The sequence below is a fragment of the Kitasatospora sp. MAA4 genome (assembly GCF_029893355.1).
Classification (GTDB): domain Bacteria; phylum Actinomycetota; class Actinomycetes; order Streptomycetales; family Streptomycetaceae; genus Kitasatospora.
Genome location: NZ_JARZAI010000006.1, coordinates 1 through 17,487, shown reverse-complemented (window position 1 = coordinate 17,487; position 17,487 = coordinate 1). Strand labels below are relative to the sequence as shown.

Annotated in this window: 17 protein-coding genes; 14 read left to right on the top strand and 3 right to left on the bottom strand. The window is 69.2% G+C overall.

The genetic code is table 11. From position 1 onward, the window contains the following. Nucleotides 1–168: 168 nt before the first annotated feature. A complete protein-coding gene (locus P3T37_RS10135) occupies nt 169–843 on the top strand; it encodes a ScbR family autoregulator-binding transcription factor (protein WP_280723175.1) in 675 nt (224 codons plus the stop codon). Here the strand turns inward: P3T37_RS10135 and P3T37_RS10130 are convergent. After that, complete coding sequence (locus P3T37_RS10130) at nt 840–1,907, bottom strand: hypothetical protein (protein ID WP_280723174.1); 1,068 nt, start codon at nt 1,905–1,907, stop codon at nt 840–842. The two genes, P3T37_RS10135 and P3T37_RS10130, sit on opposite strands and share 4 nt — an antisense overlap. A 349-nt stretch (nt 1,908–2,256) precedes the next feature. Here P3T37_RS10130 and P3T37_RS10125 point away from each other — a divergent pair, with 349 nt between their 5' ends. From P3T37_RS10125 to P3T37_RS10115, 3 genes are read left to right on the top strand one after another with little or no spacing between them, the layout of a single operon-like run. Then, complete coding sequence (locus P3T37_RS10125; protein WP_280723173.1) at nt 2,257–2,988, top strand: nuclear transport factor 2 family protein; 732 nt, start codon at nt 2,257–2,259, stop codon at nt 2,986–2,988. Continuing rightward, on the top strand, nt 2,988–4,355 hold the full coding sequence (locus P3T37_RS10120; protein WP_280723172.1) for a cation:proton antiporter: 1,368 nt from the start codon (nt 2,988–2,990) through the stop codon (nt 4,353–4,355). Before P3T37_RS10125 ends, P3T37_RS10120 begins: the two co-directional genes overlap by 1 nt. Nucleotides 4,356–4,404: 49 nt before the next feature. Beyond that, on the top strand, nt 4,405–4,938 hold the full coding sequence (locus tag P3T37_RS10115) for a flavin reductase family protein (protein ID WP_280723171.1): 534 nt from the start codon (nt 4,405–4,407) through the stop codon (nt 4,936–4,938). A 7-nt stretch (nt 4,939–4,945) separates the two neighbouring features. Here the strand turns inward: P3T37_RS10115 and P3T37_RS10110 are convergent, their stop codons facing one another. Then, entirely contained in the window at nt 4,946–5,332 is a 387-nt protein-coding gene (locus P3T37_RS10110; RefSeq protein WP_280723439.1) for a helix-turn-helix domain-containing protein, read from the bottom strand. Nucleotides 5,333–5,548: 216 nt separating this feature from the next. Here P3T37_RS10110 and P3T37_RS10105 point away from each other — a divergent pair, with 216 nt between their 5' ends. The 5 genes from P3T37_RS10105 to P3T37_RS10085 all read left to right on the top strand — a co-directional run bounded on the left by P3T37_RS10105 (nt 5,549) and on the right by P3T37_RS10085 (nt 12,567). Next, nucleotides 5,549–7,045 (top strand): MFS transporter, encoded by a 1,497-nt coding sequence (locus P3T37_RS10105; protein WP_280723170.1) that lies wholly within the window; start codon nt 5,549–5,551, stop codon nt 7,043–7,045. 15 nt (nt 7,046–7,060) lie between these two features. After that, the gene (locus P3T37_RS10100; RefSeq protein ID WP_280723169.1) at nt 7,061–7,450 is read left to right on the top strand and encodes a pyridoxamine 5'-phosphate oxidase family protein; all 390 of its coding nucleotides are present in this window, start codon (nt 7,061–7,063) and stop codon (nt 7,448–7,450) included. 195 nt (nt 7,451–7,645) lie between these two features. Next, nucleotides 7,646–9,115 (top strand): FAD-dependent monooxygenase, encoded by a 1,470-nt coding sequence (locus P3T37_RS10095; protein ID WP_280723438.1) that lies wholly within the window; start codon nt 7,646–7,648, stop codon nt 9,113–9,115. A gap of 125 nt (nt 9,116–9,240) precedes the next feature. Beyond that, nucleotides 9,241–10,935, top strand: coding sequence for a tryptophan 7-halogenase (locus P3T37_RS10090; RefSeq protein ID WP_280723168.1), 1,695 nt, complete (start codon nt 9,241–9,243; stop codon nt 10,933–10,935). 102 nt (nt 10,936–11,037) lie between these two features. Continuing rightward, entirely contained in the window at nt 11,038–12,567 is a 1,530-nt protein-coding gene (locus P3T37_RS10085; RefSeq protein ID WP_280723167.1) for an FAD-binding protein, read from the top strand. Nucleotides 12,568–12,642: 75 nt separating this feature from the next. On the opposite strand, the gene P3T37_RS10080 is transcribed toward P3T37_RS10085, so the two are convergent. Further along, complete coding sequence (locus P3T37_RS10080) at nt 12,643–13,257, bottom strand: TIGR03086 family metal-binding protein (protein WP_280723166.1); 615 nt, start codon at nt 13,255–13,257, stop codon at nt 12,643–12,645. Nucleotides 13,258–13,337: 80 nt separating this feature from the next. Here P3T37_RS10080 and P3T37_RS10075 point away from each other — a divergent pair, with 80 nt between their 5' ends. The 5 genes from P3T37_RS10075 to P3T37_RS10055 form a co-directional block, all read left to right on the top strand. Further along, nucleotides 13,338–14,327 carry a YafY family protein gene (locus P3T37_RS10075; RefSeq protein ID WP_280723165.1) on the top strand — a complete coding sequence of 330 codons (990 nt, stop codon included), beginning with the start codon at nt 13,338–13,340 and terminating at the stop codon, nt 14,325–14,327. A 221-nt stretch (nt 14,328–14,548) separates the two neighbouring features. After that, a complete protein-coding gene (locus tag P3T37_RS10070) occupies nt 14,549–15,244 on the top strand; it encodes an antibiotic biosynthesis monooxygenase (RefSeq protein WP_280723164.1) in 696 nt (231 codons plus the stop codon). Between the two features lie 100 nt (nt 15,245–15,344). Further along, complete coding sequence (locus P3T37_RS10065) at nt 15,345–16,010, top strand: response regulator transcription factor (protein ID WP_280723163.1); 666 nt, start codon at nt 15,345–15,347, stop codon at nt 16,008–16,010. A 308-nt stretch (nt 16,011–16,318) separates the two neighbouring features. Then, the gene (locus P3T37_RS10060) at nt 16,319–17,053 is read left to right on the top strand and encodes a response regulator transcription factor (protein ID WP_280723162.1); all 735 of its coding nucleotides are present in this window, start codon (nt 16,319–16,321) and stop codon (nt 17,051–17,053) included. A 318-nt stretch (nt 17,054–17,371) separates the two neighbouring features. Continuing rightward, a partial coding sequence (locus P3T37_RS10055; RefSeq protein WP_280723437.1) for a biotin carboxylase N-terminal domain-containing protein occupies nt 17,372–17,487 on the top strand: 116 nt, incomplete at its 3' end.

The window sequence follows — 17,487 nt, the reverse complement described above, 5'->3', positions numbered from 1 at the left end:
GCTCGGGAAATCGAATGCGGGTTGCGGAAGCATCTGGTACAAGGTCCCCCCCTGAGACGATGTATGCACTCGAGTAGGCGATCGATCTGCCCTCGGGTAACATACTGACTATCTGGTTTCTTTTACAAGAGTTGTTAAGAGCTACAGAGCGGAAGACAGGAGGCTCAAATGGTGCAGCAGGAGCGTGCGATCCGGACTCGGCGGGCGATCTTGGAGGCGGCGGCCCTTGTCTTCGACAGATTCGGCTACGAGGGTGCCACGATTGCGGAGATCCTCAAATGCGCCCAAGTCACCAAGGGCGCCCTGTACTTCCACTTCTCCTCGAAGGAGGAGCTGGCGCGTGGGGTGCTCGACGAGGCGGTGACGACCGACGGCGTCCAGCCGCAGGCGTTCAAGTTGCAGGAGATGGTGGACACCGGGATGGCGCTGGCCTACCGACTCCCGCAGGAGCCTCTGCTGAGTGCCTCGATCAGGCTCTCCGTGGACAAGTCGGCGCGGGCACTGTTCGGTACCAAGTGGCCTGACTGGATTGCGCTGTTGGCCGGCCAGATCCAGGAGGCCAAGGATCAGGGCGAGGTACTGCCGCACGTGGTGCCGAACGACACCGCGCGGATACTGGTGGGTGCTTGGACCGGTGCGCAGATCATGGCGGAAGCCCTGCCGGGCAATCCCGGCCTGGAGAGCGAGGTCGCCCTGCTCTTCGACCACGTGCTGCCCGGCATCGCCGTGCCGGCGGTGCTGGCCCGGCTGGACACGTCTCCGGACCGGGGCACGCAGCTGGTTTCGCAGGCCCGCGCGCAGGTCAGGGAGATCTCGGAGACCCCGGACGGGACCGCGGCCTAGGGCCGGGCGCGCAGCGGCATGTGGATGGTGGTCCGGGTGCCGCCGCCGGGGATCTCCTTGATCTCCAGCCGGCCCCCGGCCCGTTCGAGCCGCTCGCTCACCGGGCCGAGCGCCTGACCGCGGGAGCCGGACGTCCGCGGGCCCTCGGCGCCGGCCCCGTCGTCCGTCAGACCGGCCCGGGCCCACCAGCGGGTGACCCGCACCGTCACCGTCACGCAGCCGGTCCGGGTCCGTCCGAAGCCGGTGCGCAGGCAGTGGCGCACGGCGAGGAAGAGTTCGCGGCGGCACGCCTCGGACATCCGCCGCTCGTCGCCGGCCACGGTGACCAGCACCGTCAGGCCGGCCGGAGCGGCCTGGGCGGCGAACCCCTCGATGGCCTCCCGTAGCGGGGGCAGCTCGGGCCACTCCTGCTCGCGGGTGTCCTGAGCGCTCCGGTGCTCGGGCGCTCGGGTCGGGCCACTGCGGTCCGCGTCGCCGCTGTCCCGGCGGTGGTCGGCGTCCCGGCGCATCGCGTTCCCCAGGGCGCGGACCATCCCCACCGAGCGCAGCCGCCCGGCCTCGTGCGTCGCCGGGGCGGTCTCCAGTACCTGGAGCAGTGCGCATTCCAGCAACAGGTTTCCCGCCGCAGCCAGTTGGTCAGCCGGCAGCCCCTCGGTCGACGGCGCCGGTGTGCTTCCGGGGGCCGCCGCCTCGGCGAGCACCCGCCCCGCGTAGTCGAGCAGTGCACGCCGCAGCGGGACGACGTCCTGCGTGGGGCCGTCCAGGACGCGGGGCAGCGAGGACTCGAAGCGCCGCAGGATCGCGGCCGGCTCGCCCGGCGACAGGACGGCGGTGCGCCGCGCCGCCTCCGCAGCCGGGGGTTCAGCGGCGAGGATCGCGGTGACGGCCGGTCCGGCCGCCCGGTGCGAGGCCGACCGCGGTGCCGCGGCGCCGGTGGATATGGCGGGTCGGGCGTGCACGGACCGGCGCAGGCCCTGCTGGAGGGCTTCGGCGAAGCCCTCCCCGACGGCGGCCTCCAGTAGCCCGACTGCCGACTGGCGGCTGGGGCGGGTCGAGACGTCCACGGTCCTCCTCGGATGAGTGTGCGGACAGGCGGCCCGGTCGCCTGCCGGCAGCGTCTGAGGTGCTGCGGTGCGACCGGAAGAACCATAACAAACCGCCATCGCTGTTTGTCAACCCTTTGGCAGATCGATCACCACGGTCTGTCAGAAACACCTGATCATCCGTCAGGCCCCGTGTGGGGTAGGCGCCATCGGCTGTCGTGGATCATCCAGGCGGAGTTGGGGCGCGCAGGCGGCCACCTGTCGAGTCCCTGTCAGGAGAGAGGTTGCCAAACCGACCTCGCGGTTTGTACTCTCGTGGGCAACGGTCGGTTCGCGGCTCCCCAGCCGCCTGGACGCGGAGGAGCGGCGGATGAAGATCGGCTTCCCGATCGGCTTCCCGATCGGCTCCCCGGCGGCGGATATTCCGCCCGGCGAGTTCCCCCGCGAGGTCCGGCCTACGGTGGATTTCCCGAGGCCGGAAACGTCCGTCGAAGTTCAGGAATTCTCGCCCGTTCGTCAACTCCTCAGGGCGCCCGTCAGATGTTCTGCATTCTGTGTCAAGTTTGCGACAATCGGGCTGACTCGCCCGCGGCGCGAGCGCCATGCTCGAGCAATGCATCCAGGCCAGTCAGCTTCCGAAACTTCCGAAATCGGCGCGCTGCTCGACCGTTACCTCCTGACACTCGACGACGAAGAACTCGACGACGAATGGGCGCGGAGCCTGTTCGCCGATGAGGCCTGCGTGGAGTTCCCGATGAGTCGGCACGAGGGAATCGACGGCCTCGCCGAATACCACCGTCTCGCTCTGGCGGCGTTCGAGAGCACGCAGCACCTCAACTCGCCCGCCGTCGTCGACCTCTCCGGGGACGACCGGGCCACGCTGCGCGCCAACCTGATAGCGACGCATGTCCACCTGCCCGGAGCGGCGGAGCCGATCTTCGCCACCGGCACCCTGGCCACCGGCGAAGCCCGTCGAACCCCCGACGGCTGGCGGCTCACGCTGCTCTCCTTCCGCCTGCTCTGGAAGACCGGAACACCGCCCGGACCGGCCCGCGACGACGCGGTCCGCCAGGGCGCCGACGCGAACAGAGGGGAGGGTTGATGAAAAGCCTGGCCTCCCCCCAGGACACCAGAATCGCCATGATGCTGGCCGGGATCGCCATCGTGCTGCTGACCGGGCTCCTGCTCGGCCGGTTCGCCCGGAAGCTGCGCCAGCCCGTCGTCATCGGCGAGATCATCGCCGGTATCGTGCTCGGCCCGAGCGTGCTGGGCCGATTCCCCGGCCACCTGTCGAACCACCTCTTTCCGGCTGACGTTCGACCGCTGCTCTCGGCGGTCTCCAACGTCGGCCTGGTGCTGTTCATGTTCGGCGTGGGCTGGGAATTCGAGAAGCGGCTGATCCGGCCGCACGTCGGCATGGCGGTCGGGGTCTCGCTCTCCTCCATCGCGCTGGCATTCGGCCTCGGCATGGGGCTCGCGACCCTGCTCTACCCGCACCACGCGTCCGCGGCCGGCCACCACATCCCGTTCACCGCCTTCGCCACCTTCATGGGCGCGGCGATGTCGGTCACCGCGTTCCCGGTGCTGGCCCGGATCCTCAGCGACAACCGTCTGATGGACACCCGGGTGGGCTCACTGGCGCTGGCGAGCGCCGCGATCGACGACGTACTCGCCTGGTGCATGCTGGCGTACGTCTCGGCCCTGGTCAGTTCGGGTGGAAACCTCACCTCCCTCAGCCGGATCGGGCTGTACAGCGCGGGCTACGTCGCGCTGATGTTCCTGGTGGTCCGGCCGCTGCTGGCCGCGCTGGTCTGGCGACTGGCGAGCTCCGACCGCTGGTCCACGCTGCTGGTGATGCTCTGCGCGGGCGTGTTCCTGTCGTCCTGGCTGACCACGGTGATCGGCATCCACGCCATCTTCGGTGCCTTCCTGTTCGGCTTCGTGATGCCGCGTGAGCCTGCCCGGGTGCTGGCCGAGCACCTGCGCAAGCCGATGGACAACCTGAGTCTGGTGCTGCTGCCGGTGTTCTTCATCGTCACCGGGCTCGGCGTCGACATCGGTGCGCTGCATGGTGCGGACTACGTCGAACTGGCGCTGATCGTCGCCGTCGCGTGTGCCGGAAAGCTGCTCGGGGCGATCGGTCCCGCCCGGCTCGCCGGTCTCTCCTGGCGGGAGTCCAAGGACCTCGGGCTGCTGATGAACACCCGCGGCCTGACCGAACTCATCATCCTGAACGTGGCCGTCAGCCTGGGCGTCCTGGACGGGCGGATGTTCACCATGATGGTGATCATGGCGCTGGTCACGACCGCCCTGGCAGGCCCGCTGCTCTCGCGGCGTGAGGCCCTGGCTGCCTCCTCGCCGCGCTCCGAAACCTCCGGAACCCCCGAAACTGCCGCAGCCGCCGATCCCCTCGGTTCCGCTGCACCCGCCGCTCCCGCCGAAGCGGTCCAGAACGTCCAACCCGTCTAACCCGTCGCGGACTTCATTGGCCGCGTACCTGAGTGAGAGGACAACAGTGATGTCACCACAGCAGTCATCGAGCCAGACGCTGCCGATCGAGGCGACCGCGTTGCGTCGGGTGTGCGCGCACTTCGCGACCGGTGTCACCGTGATCACCACCGGCGAGCCCGGCAACTCGGAGGCGGCCACGGTCAACTCCTTCACCTCGGTCTCGCTGGACCCGCCGCTGGTGCTCTTCTGCCTGCACCGGCAGTCCCGGCTGCGACCGGTCATCCAGGAGTCGGGCGGCTTCGTCGTCAACTTCCTGGCCCGCAGCCAGGAGCCGCTGGCGTGGGCGTTCGCGGGCCGCGAGTCCGCGGTGGTGGAGAACGTGGCGCACCACCGGTCCGAGCACGGGCTGCCGATCCTCAGTGAGGCGCTGGCCTTCCTGTCCTGCCGGCTGATCGAGGAGTACGACGGCGGCGACCACACGATCCTGCTCGGCGAGGTGGTCGAGCTGGGCGCGCCCAGCCAGGACGAGGACCCGCTGATCTTCTACCGGGGTGCCATGCGCGTCCTGGAGGACGAGCTCAGTGGCGCTCCCGCGGCCTGATCCGACCTCAGGGCCTGCCGCTGGGGAGTCGCTCGGTGGCGTCGTACTCCGCCCGGGACTCCTCGACGCTGTCGATGTGTGCGGTGGACCAGTCCGCCAGGGCGGCGAACAGCGGCGCCAGACTGCGGCCCAGTTCGCTGATCTCGTACTCCACCCGGGGCGGGACCTCGGGGTGGTAGGTGCGGATCACCAGACCGTCGCGTTCGAGCTGGCGCAGCCGCTGGGTCAGCACCTTGGGCGTGATGGTGGCGATGTGGCGCTGCAGCTCCACGAACCGCAGCCGGCCCTGGGCGTTGAGCGTCCAGAGGATGGGTGTGGTCCAGCGGCTGAACACGATGTCGACCACCGGGCCGATCGGGCAGGCCTGTTCGGAGCTGTGCCCCGTGGCGCCCATGCCCGTGCCCGTGCCCATGCCCATCGTCTCCAGGTTCATGCTCTCTCCCCAGGTAGCCACTTTCCTATAGGTACCTACTATACCGAGGCTGCTAGCTTCGTGGAGTCGAAGCAATGACGACTCCCTGCAAGGACGACGGCGCCCTGGGCACCTGCCACATCCCCGCAGAAACGTGCCGGACGAGACTCCGGTTCCGACCCATCCGCTAGGAGCGACATGGCGATTCCCGAAACACTCAACAGCCGATCCCAGACCACAAGTGCGCCGCCCGCCCAGGGAGCCCGCAAGCCCGGGCTGATCCTGGTCTTCCTCTGCATCGCCGGCTTCATGACGTTCCTCGACGTGTCGATCGTCAACGTCGCCCTGCCGAGCATCGAGCGCGACCTCAACATCTCCGAGAACTACCTGCAGTACATCGTCACGACCTACGGCACGGTCCTCGGCGGCTTCCTGCTGCTCGGTGGCCGCCTGGCCGACACCTTCGGGCGTCGCCGGATGCTGCAGACCGGTCTGGTCCTGTTCGCCGCCGCGTCCATCCTGGCCGGCGTCGCACAGGGTCCCGCGATGCTGATCGTCGCGCGCGGTCTGCAGGGCCTGGGCGCGGCGTTCATCGCCCCGTCCGCGCTCAGCCTGCTGACGAACACCTTCGCCGAGGGCCCCGAGCGCAACAAGGCGCTGGGTGCCTGGGGCGCCGTCAGCGGTATCGCCTCGGTCGTCGGCGTCATCCTGGGTGGCCTGTTCACCGAGGGTCCGGGCTGGCGCTGGATCTTCTTCATCAACGTTCCGATCGGCATCGCGGCCGCGATCGCCGCGCCGTTCGTCGTGATGGAGAGCAAGGCCGAGGAGCGTCGCCGCAGCTTCGACACCGCCGGGGCCGTCGTCCTGACGGCCAGCCTCGTCCTGCTGATCTACACCCTGGGCCAGACCATCGACGCCGGGTGGACCTCGGTTCGGACCCTGGGCAGCCTCGCCGCCGTGGTCGTCCTGCTGGTGGCGTTCGTCCAGGTCGAGAAGCGCGCCGAGTCCCCGCTGATCCCGCTCGGCATCTTCCGCCTGCGGGTGATGCGTTCGGCCAACATCGCCGCGGTGCTGCTGTTCGGCACCCTGGTCACGCTGTTCTTCTTCGCCAGCCTGTTCATGCAGCAGGTGCTCGACTACTCGCCGATCCGGACCGGTCTGGCCTACGTGCCGCTCGCGATCATCGTCTCGGTCGGCGCGGGCGTCTCCTCGCAGCTGGTCACCAAGATGCCGGCCAAGCCGGTGCTGGCCGGTGGCCTCAGCCTCACCACCGTCGGTCTGCTGATGCTCTGGCAGGCACCCGTCCACGCCAGCTACCTCACGGACGTGCTGCCGGCCTTCCTGATCGCCGGCCTCGGCCTCGGGATGTCCTTCGTGCCGCTTCAGGTGGCCGCGTTCGCCGGGGTCGAGAAGGCGCAGTCGGGCCTGGCCGCCGGTCTCATCAACACCAGCCAGGAGGCCGGTGGAGCGCTCGGTGTGGCGGTCGCCGCCACCATCGCGTTCAGCCGGGTTCCGGCTCTGACCAAGTGGGCCAACGGTGACCCCGCCCGCGTGCTGTCCGCACGGGCGAGCGTCTTCCACGAGGCGTTCCTGATCGGTGCCGGCTTCGCGGTGGCCGGTGTCGCCGTCACGCTGCTCCTGCTGCCGATGATGCGGCCGTCCGAGCAGGGCGATTCCCCCGCCCCGATCCACTAGGGAGGGACGCGCACGATGTCCTTCCCCCTCTCGGCCCAGGCCGAGGCGTTCCTCGCCGAGAACCACATCTGTACCCTCACCACCTCCCGTCCCGACGGCTCGCCGCACGTGGTGCCGGTGCGCTTCACCTGGGACGGGAAGGCGGGCCTGGCCCGGGTGATGACGGTCTCCGGCCGCCGCAAGACCCGCAACCTGCTCGCCAACCTCGGCAGCCGGGCAGCGATCTGCCAGGCGGTCGGGGGCAACTGGATCACCCTCGAAGGTCCGGCCACGGTCTCCAACGACCCGCGCCGGGTCGCCGAAGGAGTCCGGCGCTACACCAAGCGCTACTGGTCTCCGCCGCCCAGTCCCCCCGGACTGTGCGTCATCGAGATCGCGGTGGACAAGGTGATGGGACTCAGCTGAGTCCCCAGCCCTCTGCGTGGCGGTCCAGGAGTTCGCTCCTGGGCCGCCACGCGTTTGCCGTATGCGGCCGGGAATTCCGCGGCAGCAGCACTTGTAGCGGATTTGACGAAGTTGTCAGAGCCCTGTCCTGGCAGGCATTTACCTCTCCGGAAGCCCTCGGGATACTGGAAAAAAACACCAGCCGGAAGAGGAATGATGGACAACTTCGACGCGGACGTCATTGTCGTAGGAGCAGGTCCCGCGGGACTCATGCTCGCGGGCGAACTGCGCCTGGCCGGCGTGTCGACAATCATTGTCGACCGGCTGGCCGAGCCGATGCAGCAGTCGCGGGCGCTCGGTTTTTCGGCCCGCACCATCGAGGAATTCGGACAGCGCGGTCTGCTGCCGCGATTCGGTGAGCTCGAGACCATTCCGATCGGGCATTTCGGTGGACTTCCCATCGACTACCGGATCGTGGAGGGCGGCAACTTCGGCGTCCGTGGCGTGCCGCAGTCCTTCACCGAGACGATCCTCGCCGACTGGGCGAGCGGCCTCGGTGTCACCGTCCGCCGCGGCCACGAGGTCGTCGGGCTTCAGGCCGACGACAACGGTGTCGACGTGGAGCTCAACACGCCCGAGGGCCCGCAGCGGCTGCGCGCCGCCTACGTGGTGGGCTGCGACGGCGGCCGCAGCGCGGTCCGCCGGCTGTCCGGCATCGAGTTCCCCGGCACCGACGCGACCATCGAGATGAAGATGGCCGACGTGGCCGGCGTCCAGCTGCGGCTGCGCCCCACCGGCGAGATCGGCCCCGCCGGCATGGTCGTGGTGCTGCCGCTCGGCCCGCACGCCACCCGCGTGGTCGTCTACGAGCGCAACGCCGAGCCCCGCAAGACCCACGAGGCCCCCAGCTTCGCCGAGGTCGCCGACGCCTTCGAGCGGGTGACCGGCGAGGACATCCGCGGTGGCAAGCCGCTGTGGACCAGCTTCTTCACCGACGCCAGCCGTCAGGCGCTCAGCTACCGCCAGGGCCGGGTCTTCCTGGCCGGCGACGCCGCGCACATCCACCTGCCGATCGGTGCCCAGGGCATCAGCGCCGGCGTGGGCGACGTGGTGAACCTCGGCTGGAAGCTCGCCGCCGAGATCAAGGGTCACGCCCCGGAGGGCCTGCTCGACACCTACCAGAGCGAGCGGCACCCGGTCGGCGCCAGGATCGTGGCCAACACGCTCGTCCAGCGCTCGCTCTACCTCGGCGGGGACGAGATGCAGCCGCTGCGCGACGTCTTCTCCGAGCTGGTCGTCCACGAGGAGGTCCAGCGCCACCTGGTCGGCATGGTCACCGGCCTGGACACCCGCTACGAGGGCGGCCCGCAGGACCACCCGCTGCTCGGCCGCCGGCTGCCCGACCAGGAGCTGCTGGTCGGCGACGAGAAGACCACCACCTACGAGCTGCTGCACACCGGCCGCGGCGTGCTGCTCGACCTGAACGACGACGCCGAGCTGCGCAGCACCGCCGCCGCCTGGGCCGACCGGGTCGACGTGGTCACCGCCACCCGCCACGACTCCGAGGCGCCGCAGGCGAGCCTGCTGGTTCGTCCCGACGGCTACATCGCCTGGGTCTCGCCGACCGGCTCGTCCGAGAACCTGGCCGACGCCCTCACCCGCTGGTTCGGCAACGCCGCCCAGTGACTGCGACCTCGTCGCGCCCGCACCCTCGCGGTGCGGCGCGGCGGGGAGCCCGATCCGACACCTGGTCATACGACAAGCCGCTGCGCGAGAACGCGCCGCGGAACATCGAGAAGAGGAGTGCGGTCTTGACCTCCAAGGCTATGGCACCGAACGAGGCCCCCAAGGCCGCCAAGGTGCAAGAGTGCGACGTCGTGATTCTGGGCTCGGGCCTGGGTGGCTCGATCACCGGGGCGATCCTGGCCCGGCAGGGCGCGAAGGTGGTGCTCATCGACGCGGGGCAGCACCCGCGCTTCGCGGTCGGTGAGTCGCAGAACCCGCAGCTGGTGGAGTGGTTGCACCTTCTCGCGGTGCGGTTCGACGTTCCCGAGATCAAGCACCTGCTGGACGTGAAGGCGATCACCGACAACCTCGGCCCGTCGCACGGCAAGAAGCAGAGCTTCGGCTTCGTCAAGCACAAGAAGGGCCAGGAGCCCGACCCGCGCGAAGCCAACATGTTCATCATCCCCAAGATGCTGACCGAAGCCAGCCACATGTTCCGCCAGGACACCGACTCCTACTACCTCAACGTGGCTGCGAAGTACGGCTGCACGCTGCGGCAGAACTGGCGTGCCACCGACCTGGACTTCGACGAGGACGGCGTCAACGTCACCGGCCAGAACGGCGAGGTCTTCCGCGCCAAGTTCCTGATCGACGCCAGTGGCTTCCGCTCCCCGCTGGCGGAGAAGTTCGACCTGCGCGAGAACCCGCCGCGCCACAAGCACCACTCCCGCTCGCTGTTCACGCACTACGTCGGCATCAAGCCGTACGACGACGTCAACAACTACCCCGAGGCGCTGCAGCCGCCGGCCCCCTTCAACGGCGGCACGCTGCACCACCTGATCGAGCGCGGCTGGTTCTGGATCATCCCGTTCAACAACTACAAGGACTCCAAGAACCCGGTCTGCAGCGTCGGTCTCACCTTCGACGAGCGCCTGTACCCGAAGCCCAAGGACATGACTCCCGACGAGGAGTTCAACATGTACCTGGACCAGTACCCGGCCGTGAAGCGGCAGTTCGAGGGTGCCAAGCGGGTCCGTGAGTGGGTTTCCACCGACCGGATCCAGTACTCCTCCAAGCAGACCATCGGCCACCGCTGGTGCCTGATGTCCCACGCGGCCGGGTTCATCGACCCGCTGTACTCCCGCGGTCTGTCCAACACCTTCGAGGTCGTGGACGCGCTCGTCAGCCGGGTCCTGGAGTCCCTCAAGGACGACGACTTCTCGGTGGAGCGCTACGAGTACGTCGAGCGGCTCGAGCAGGGCCTGCTGCACTACAACGACGAGCTGGTCAACGCCTCCTACAACTCCTTCTCGCACTACCGGCTCTGGAACGCGGTGTTCCGGGTCTGGGGCTGCTTCACCACGCCGGCCACCATCCGGATGCTCCGGGCGCGCCAGAACTTCCTGATCGACGGCGACGACCGCCACTTCAAGGAGATGGAGGAGTCGCGCTTCCCCGGCCTGTGGTGGCCGGACAGCACCGGCTTCAAGCACCTGCTCGACGTCACCGCCGAGACCTGCGAGAAGTACGAGGCCGGCGTGCTCGACGGCGACACCGCCGCCGACATCGTCTTCAAGGCCATCCGCGACTGCGACGTCGTCGTCACCCCCTTCGGGTGGAAGGACGACGAGGACCACCGCTACTTCCTGCCCAGCACCGCCACGATGATGAAGTTCATGTACTGGGCGAACGTCCAGGCGCCGCCGGAGATGCGCCCGATCGGACGCGCGCTGCTCTCCGGCATCGTCAAGTCCGGTGCCAAGGGCAAGAAGGCCACCTGATCCGAAGCACTCGGCACCGGCACCCCTCGGGTGCCGGTGCCGCTTTCGGTGTGTCAACTCCTTGTGTTAACTCCAGCTGTTTCATTGACGATTGGACGTCACGTGATCTCTCGTAGAACCCTCCTCGGTGCGGGGACGGCCGCGGTCGGCCTCAGCGCGCTGCCGGCCGGCGCGGTCTTCGCGAGCGGCAGCAGCACTCCCTGGAGCCAGCTGGCGAGCCACCTTCAGGGCCAGCTGGTCCTGCCGACCGACCCGACCTACAGCACGGCCAAGCAGCTCGAACTGATGCAGTTCGACGCGATCAACCCCCAGGGCGTCGCCTACTGCGTCAGTCCGACCGACGTGTCGGTGGCCATGCGGTTCGCGCAGGACAACTGCCTGCCCGCCACCGTGCGCAGCGGCGGGCACAGCTACGGCGGGTACTCGACCACCCCCGGCCTGATCATCGACACGTCCCGGCTCAACGCGGTGACGCTCAGCGCCAGCGGCTCGGTCTCGCTCGGCCCCGGCTCGCAGAACGTCGACATCCTCAACACGCTTGCGCCGTACGGGCTGGTGGTCAGCGAGGGCGGCTGCCCGACGGTGGCCGTCGGCGGCTTCCTCCAGGGCGGCGGGTTCGGCTTCCTGACCCGTCCGACCGGGATGGCCTGCGACGCGATGACCTCGGCGCAGATGGTGCTGGCCGACGGCTCGATCGTGACCGCTTCGGCGCAGCAGAACCCCGACCTGTTCTGGGCGATCCGCGGCGGTGGCGGCGGCAACTTCGGTGTCGTCACCTCCTACACGGTCACCCCGCACTCCGGTGACGCGATGGCCTTCGCCAACCTGTCCTTCTCGTACGACAGTACGGCCGAGGTGCTGAACGGCCTCACCCAGTGGATGGTGAACGCGCCGCGGACGATCGGTGGCGGCGCCTACATCGTGATGGCCGACGCGGCCGCGGGCACCGTGCCGACCACCACGGTCAGCCTGGCCTCGCGCGGCACCCCGACCGAACTCACCGCGGAGATCAGCCGGTTGATCTCCCTCACGGGTGTTGCCCCGGTGAACCAGCAGAGCGCCACGATGACCTACCGCGACCTGATGATGATGGTCTTCGGCTGCGGCGGCCTGACCCAGGACCAGTGCCACCGGGTCGGCGCGACCTCGACCGGCCAGATCGCCAGGCCCTCGTACAGCCTGGAGCGCACCCGGCTGTTCAGCGGGCCCACCCTCGACCAGACCGGCTGGGCGCAGGTGATGACCGCGTTCGAGGCCGACCGGATCGCGGGCCAACTGCGCAACCTGGAGGTGCAGATGTGGGGTGGCGCGGCCAACGACCCGCAGCGCACCGACACCGCCTACGTGCACCGCGACAGCCTCTTCTCGGTCGCCTACCGCACCACGATCAACGACCCGGCGGCCGACAGCACCGCGTCCAGGGCGGTGGCCCGGACCTGGGTGGACGCCAGCTTCGCGACCATCGACCCGTACTCCAACGGTGAGACCTACCAGAACTGGATGGACCCGGCGCTGACGGACTGGAAGTCCTCGTACTACGCCGAGAACTACCCGCGGCTCGCCCAGATCAAGTCCTCCTACGACCCGTACCGGTTCTTCCGATTCGCCCAGGGCATCGGCGCGGCCGGCTAGTTGGACGCGACACGTGCAAAAAGGGGCGGACCCGCGTGCGAAACGCACGCGGGTCCGCCCCTCGTCAGCCGTCGTTCACGGACGGCGGCCGTACCAGGCCACCAGCTGGTCGATGGCCGGGGCGTCGGCCGGCACGTCCACCACTGCGCCGAAGGGGGCGGTGGTGCGGGCGTCGGCCGGCACCGCGCGCTTCATGGACGCGAGCGAGGGCGCGAGGACCGACGGGTCCCAGGCCGGGGTCTGGCCGGTGGCGGTGGCCAAGTCCCAGGTGTGCAGGGTGAATTCGGTGGTGTAGATCACCAGGGCGATCGCACCCGGCATCATGCCCATCGGCAGCTGGTGCGGTCGGCCCAGCATGCTGGGGTCCGACCAGACCGCCTCGACCTCGCGGACGGCGGCGTCCCAGGCCTCGGCCCAGGCGCCGTCGGCGATGTCCTCGGCGAGGTTCGGAACGGTGAAGAAGGCCTCGCCGCGGCCGATCGCGGCGACCCTGCGCAGGATGGAGACAAGGTGGTTGGACAGGTCCCGGACGTTGTACTCGGTACAGGGAGTGGCGTCGTCGAACTGGTCAGCGCGGACGGCGGCGAGGGTCTGGCCGGCCAGGGCGAGGGCCTTGGAGAAGCCCGGCCGGGGGTCCGCGCCGAATCCGGCGGCGGGCGGGGTCACGGGGTGGTTCACGGTGTCGGTCATGAACCCAGCCTGACGGGTGAAGTGGCCATCTACTGGCCTGTTTTCCGAACTCTTTTCCCGCGCGCGAATCGGACCGGACGATGAAGGCCGACCGGCTGGTGGCGGCGCTGCTCTTCCTGCAGACCCGCGGACAGGTGACCGCGAGCGAGGTCGCCGCCGAGCTCGAGGTCTCCGAACGCACCGCGCGACGCGACCTGGAGGCGCTGGCGACGGCCGGCATCCCGGTCTACGCGCAACGCGGACGAGGCGGTGGCTGGTCACTGGTGGGCGGCGCCCGGACCGACCTCACCGGGCTCACCGCCGGCGAGATCAGGGCGCTCTTCCTGGTCGCCGGACCGTCCTCGTCCACCACACCCGAGCTGCGGACCGCGCTGCGCAAGCTGGTGCGGGCCCTTCCGGCTACCCTGCGCTCCGACGCGGAGGCCGCGTCCCGGGCGGGCGTCACCGACGGCACGGACTGGTCGCGCTCGGCGGTCACCGCGAGCACGCTCCACCTGGAAGCCCTGCAACGGGCCGTGGTGGACGGTCAGCAGGTCCGGCTCGGGTACGCCGGACCGGGCAAGCCGGCCGGCGAGCGGATCATCGATCCGCTCGGGCTCGTCTCCAAGGCGGGCGTCTGGTACCTGGTCGCCGGGGTCGAGGACGTCCTGCGGACCTTCCGCCTCAGCCGCGTCACCTCCGTTGCGGTGACCGGGGATCCGGTGGTCCGGCCGGAGGGCTTCGATCTCGCCACCGCCTGGCGTTCGCTGGTCGCCCAAGTGGAGGAGCGGATGCTGGCGGCCACCGTACGGGCCCGGGCCGAGCGGAGCGCCGAGCCGATCCTGCGGGGGCTGTTCGGCGGCCGGCTGCGGGTGGGCCGGGAGCTGCCCGACGGCTGGGTGGAGGTGGCGATCGACGGGCCGTCACCGGACGTGCTGGCGGCGCAGCTGGCCGGGCTCGGTGCGCGGGTCGAGGTCCTCGACCCGCCGCAGGCCCGCGAGCAGCTCGCGCGCCTGGCGGCCGAACTCGCCGCCACCTACGGGCCGCCGCACGTTCCCGATCTCCCGGATATTCCCGATCGCCCGCACTGACCACGCTTGCAGCAGATTTGACGAATTTGTCGAAAGCCTGTCCGTTCGACTATTTACCGGGCTCGCCGGATCTCGCGATACTGGAGAACAAGAGCCCGGCGCGACGGTCGGCGAATCCCCCACGAACGACCCGCCAATGCCGCCGGGCGTGTGATTCCCCGTGCCTGCCCGTGTCATTCGAAATCCATTCCCGTCTCATCTCCTGAGGAAGCGAGAAGACTGTGCCTTTCATCTCGACCGAAGACAGTCACCTGACCGTGCTCAACCTCTTCCAGACCGACACGCCGGAGAAGCAGATCAAGCTGCTCGCCGCGATGCGGGAGATCGTCGACTCGGCCGCCTACCCGGGCTGGATCTCCAGCACCGTGCACGCCGGCCAGGACGCCCCGGGCACCGCCAACTTCATCCAGTGGCGCAGCGGCGAGGACCTGGAGAAGCGCTACGAGGGCGAGGAGTTCAACCACCGCACACTGCCCCTCTTCGGTGAGATCACCACCTCGATCCGACTGCTCCAGAACGAGATCGCGTTCGCCCAGCGCCACCCCTCGCTGGACGGCATCACCGAGATCTCGCCCAACCGCGACGACTACACGGTCATCGACGTCTACGGCGTGGAGAAGGAGGACCAGGAGGACCTGATCGACGCCCTGGGCGCCTCGCGCGAGTGGCTGCTGGAGACCCCGGGCTACCGCTCGCACACCGTGCTGCGCGGCCTGCGTGCCCGCGGCATCGAGGGCTCCTTCGTCGTCTCCTACTCGCAGTGGAACGACAAGGAGTCCTACGACGCCTACCGCGCGCTGTCGGCCGACCAGCAGTCCCCGGAGCAGCAGAAGACCGCGGCCCGGCTGGCCACGCTGCCGACCTGGAGCGACACCAACACGTACCGGGTCGTCCACACCCGCTCCGCCGGCGAGTAGGACCCGGATCCACGCCGGCTGGCGGCGGTCACGGTCGGTTTCCCCCGGCCGACCGTGACCACCGCCCACTTCTCAGGACGGTCCCGGGAGGTGATAAACGATGCGCGTCCTCGTGGTGGAAGCCGACGAGAAGGCCGCCGACGCGCTGGTGGGACGACTGGGCAGGCACGGGCACGAGGTCGACCGGGTGGATTCGGGCCGGGCTGCCCTGAACGCCTGGGAGCAGGCCGACCTGGTCCTTCTCGACCTGGAACTTCCGGACCTGGACGGGGTCGAGGTCTGCCGGGACATCCGTACCAGGAGCAGTACCCCGGTCATCACCTTCACCGCCGCGGACACCGCACTGGACCGGGTTCTCAGCCTCCAGGCCGGTGCGGACGACTGCCTGGTGAAGCCCTACTGCTACCGCGAGCTGCTGGCCCGGATCAACGCGGTCATGCGGCGCACGGCAGCTCCGCCCGCGGCGGACACGGTTCTGCGCGGCCGCCTGCGGATCGACCCGCGCAGCCGCCGGGTGCTGCTGGGCGAGCGGGTCGTCGAGGTGACCCGCAAGGAGTTCGACCTCCTCTACCTGCTCGCCTCCCTACCGGAGACGGTGGTCTCCCGCAGGGACCTGATGGCGAAGGTGTGGGCCGAGGACGGGACGAACTCCAGCCGGACCGTCGACACGCATGTCAGCACCCTGCGCAACAAGCTCGGTGACGGCGACTGGATCGTGACGGTCCGCGGAGTCGGTTACCGGCTCGGCGACGGCACGGACGTCTGAGCTGAACGGTGGTGCCCGGTCGTGATCCCCTCGGGGTCGCGACCGGGCACCACCGTTTTGGCATGTCTGGCGCCGGGGGCGACGGATTAAAAAACCATCTGCGATGTTTTGATCTTGCGATCGCGCCGCCCTGTCCTGGGTTGCCCCAGGCAAATCGGACTTTACGGTACCTGTCGACCGTCAGATCTGTCAGGACTTGACTACACAAAGCAAACTTTGACAAACCGCGATGCTGGTTTGTACGCTCTCGGTGAGCTAGGAGTGCAACTCGGACTGGACTAGAGCTTGGGGGAGACATGAGTCAGCGCTTGACCGACAGACCGGAGTCTCGACTGCCGTCCGCGCACCCGCAGGGCCCTGCCGGGGTCTGGCGGGTCCTCGTGGTCGAGAGCCTGGTCAACGACATGGAGGCCCTGGTCAAAGGGTTGCGGCGGCACGGGCACGACGTCACAGGAGTCCGCACGGGGGTCGAGGCGCTGCGCGCTTTCGAGGACGTCGACTTCGTCCTGCTGGACCTCGAACTCCCCGACCTGGACGGCCTGGAGGTCTGCCGGACCATCCGGACGGCCTGCGACGTCCCGATGATCGCCGTCACCGCCTCCGGCACCGAGCTGGACCGCGTGCTCGGCCTGCAGGCCGGCGCCGACGACTACGTGGTCAAGCCGTACGGCTTCCGCGAGTTGATGGCCCGGATGGACGCCGTCATGCGCCGGGTCCGGCCGCAGCCCCCCGCCGCCCAGGTCGTCTCGCACGGCCCGCTGCGGATCGACGCCAGCTCCCGTGAGGTGAGCCTGGACGGGCTGGGGATCGAGGTCACCCGCAAGGAGTTCGACCTGCTGTACCTGCTCGCCTCGCACCCGGACACGGTGATCCCCAGGAAGCGGCTGATGCAGCAGATCTGGGGGGACTCCTGGTCACGCCGCACCGTGGACACCCATGTCAGCAGCCTGCGCAGCAAGCTCGGCTCGGGCGGGTGGATCATCACCGTCCGAGGCGTCGGGTTCCGCTTCGGGCAGGCGGCGGCCGAGCAGGTGTCGGCGTGAGCCGGGGGTGAGCGGCCGGCGTCACGCGCGGCGCAGGGGGTGGGTTCCGACCATGGGAACCCACCCCCTTTCGGTGTCCGCCGCAGGCCTCCGGCGGCCGCGAACTGGGCATCTGACCCGGTTCTGACATCCGCTTTGCGGTCGACCGACAAATCCGCCGCCACTTGGCGGAACCTGACCGAAGCCTGAATCCGGAAACCTTGAGCCGGGGCGCGCTCTCGAACAATCATGGAGTCACGATCCGGAGCGCATTTCACGGGGGAATTCCTCGGAAATCCAGCGCGGATATGAGCGCGTGAATGAAAAGGAGGACCCGTCGTGCGCAAGGTGCTCATAGCGAATCGCGGGGAAATCGCCGTCCGCGTCGCCAGGGCCTGCTCGGATGCCGGTATCGCCAGTGTCGCCGTGTATGCCGAGCCCGACCGGGACGCGCT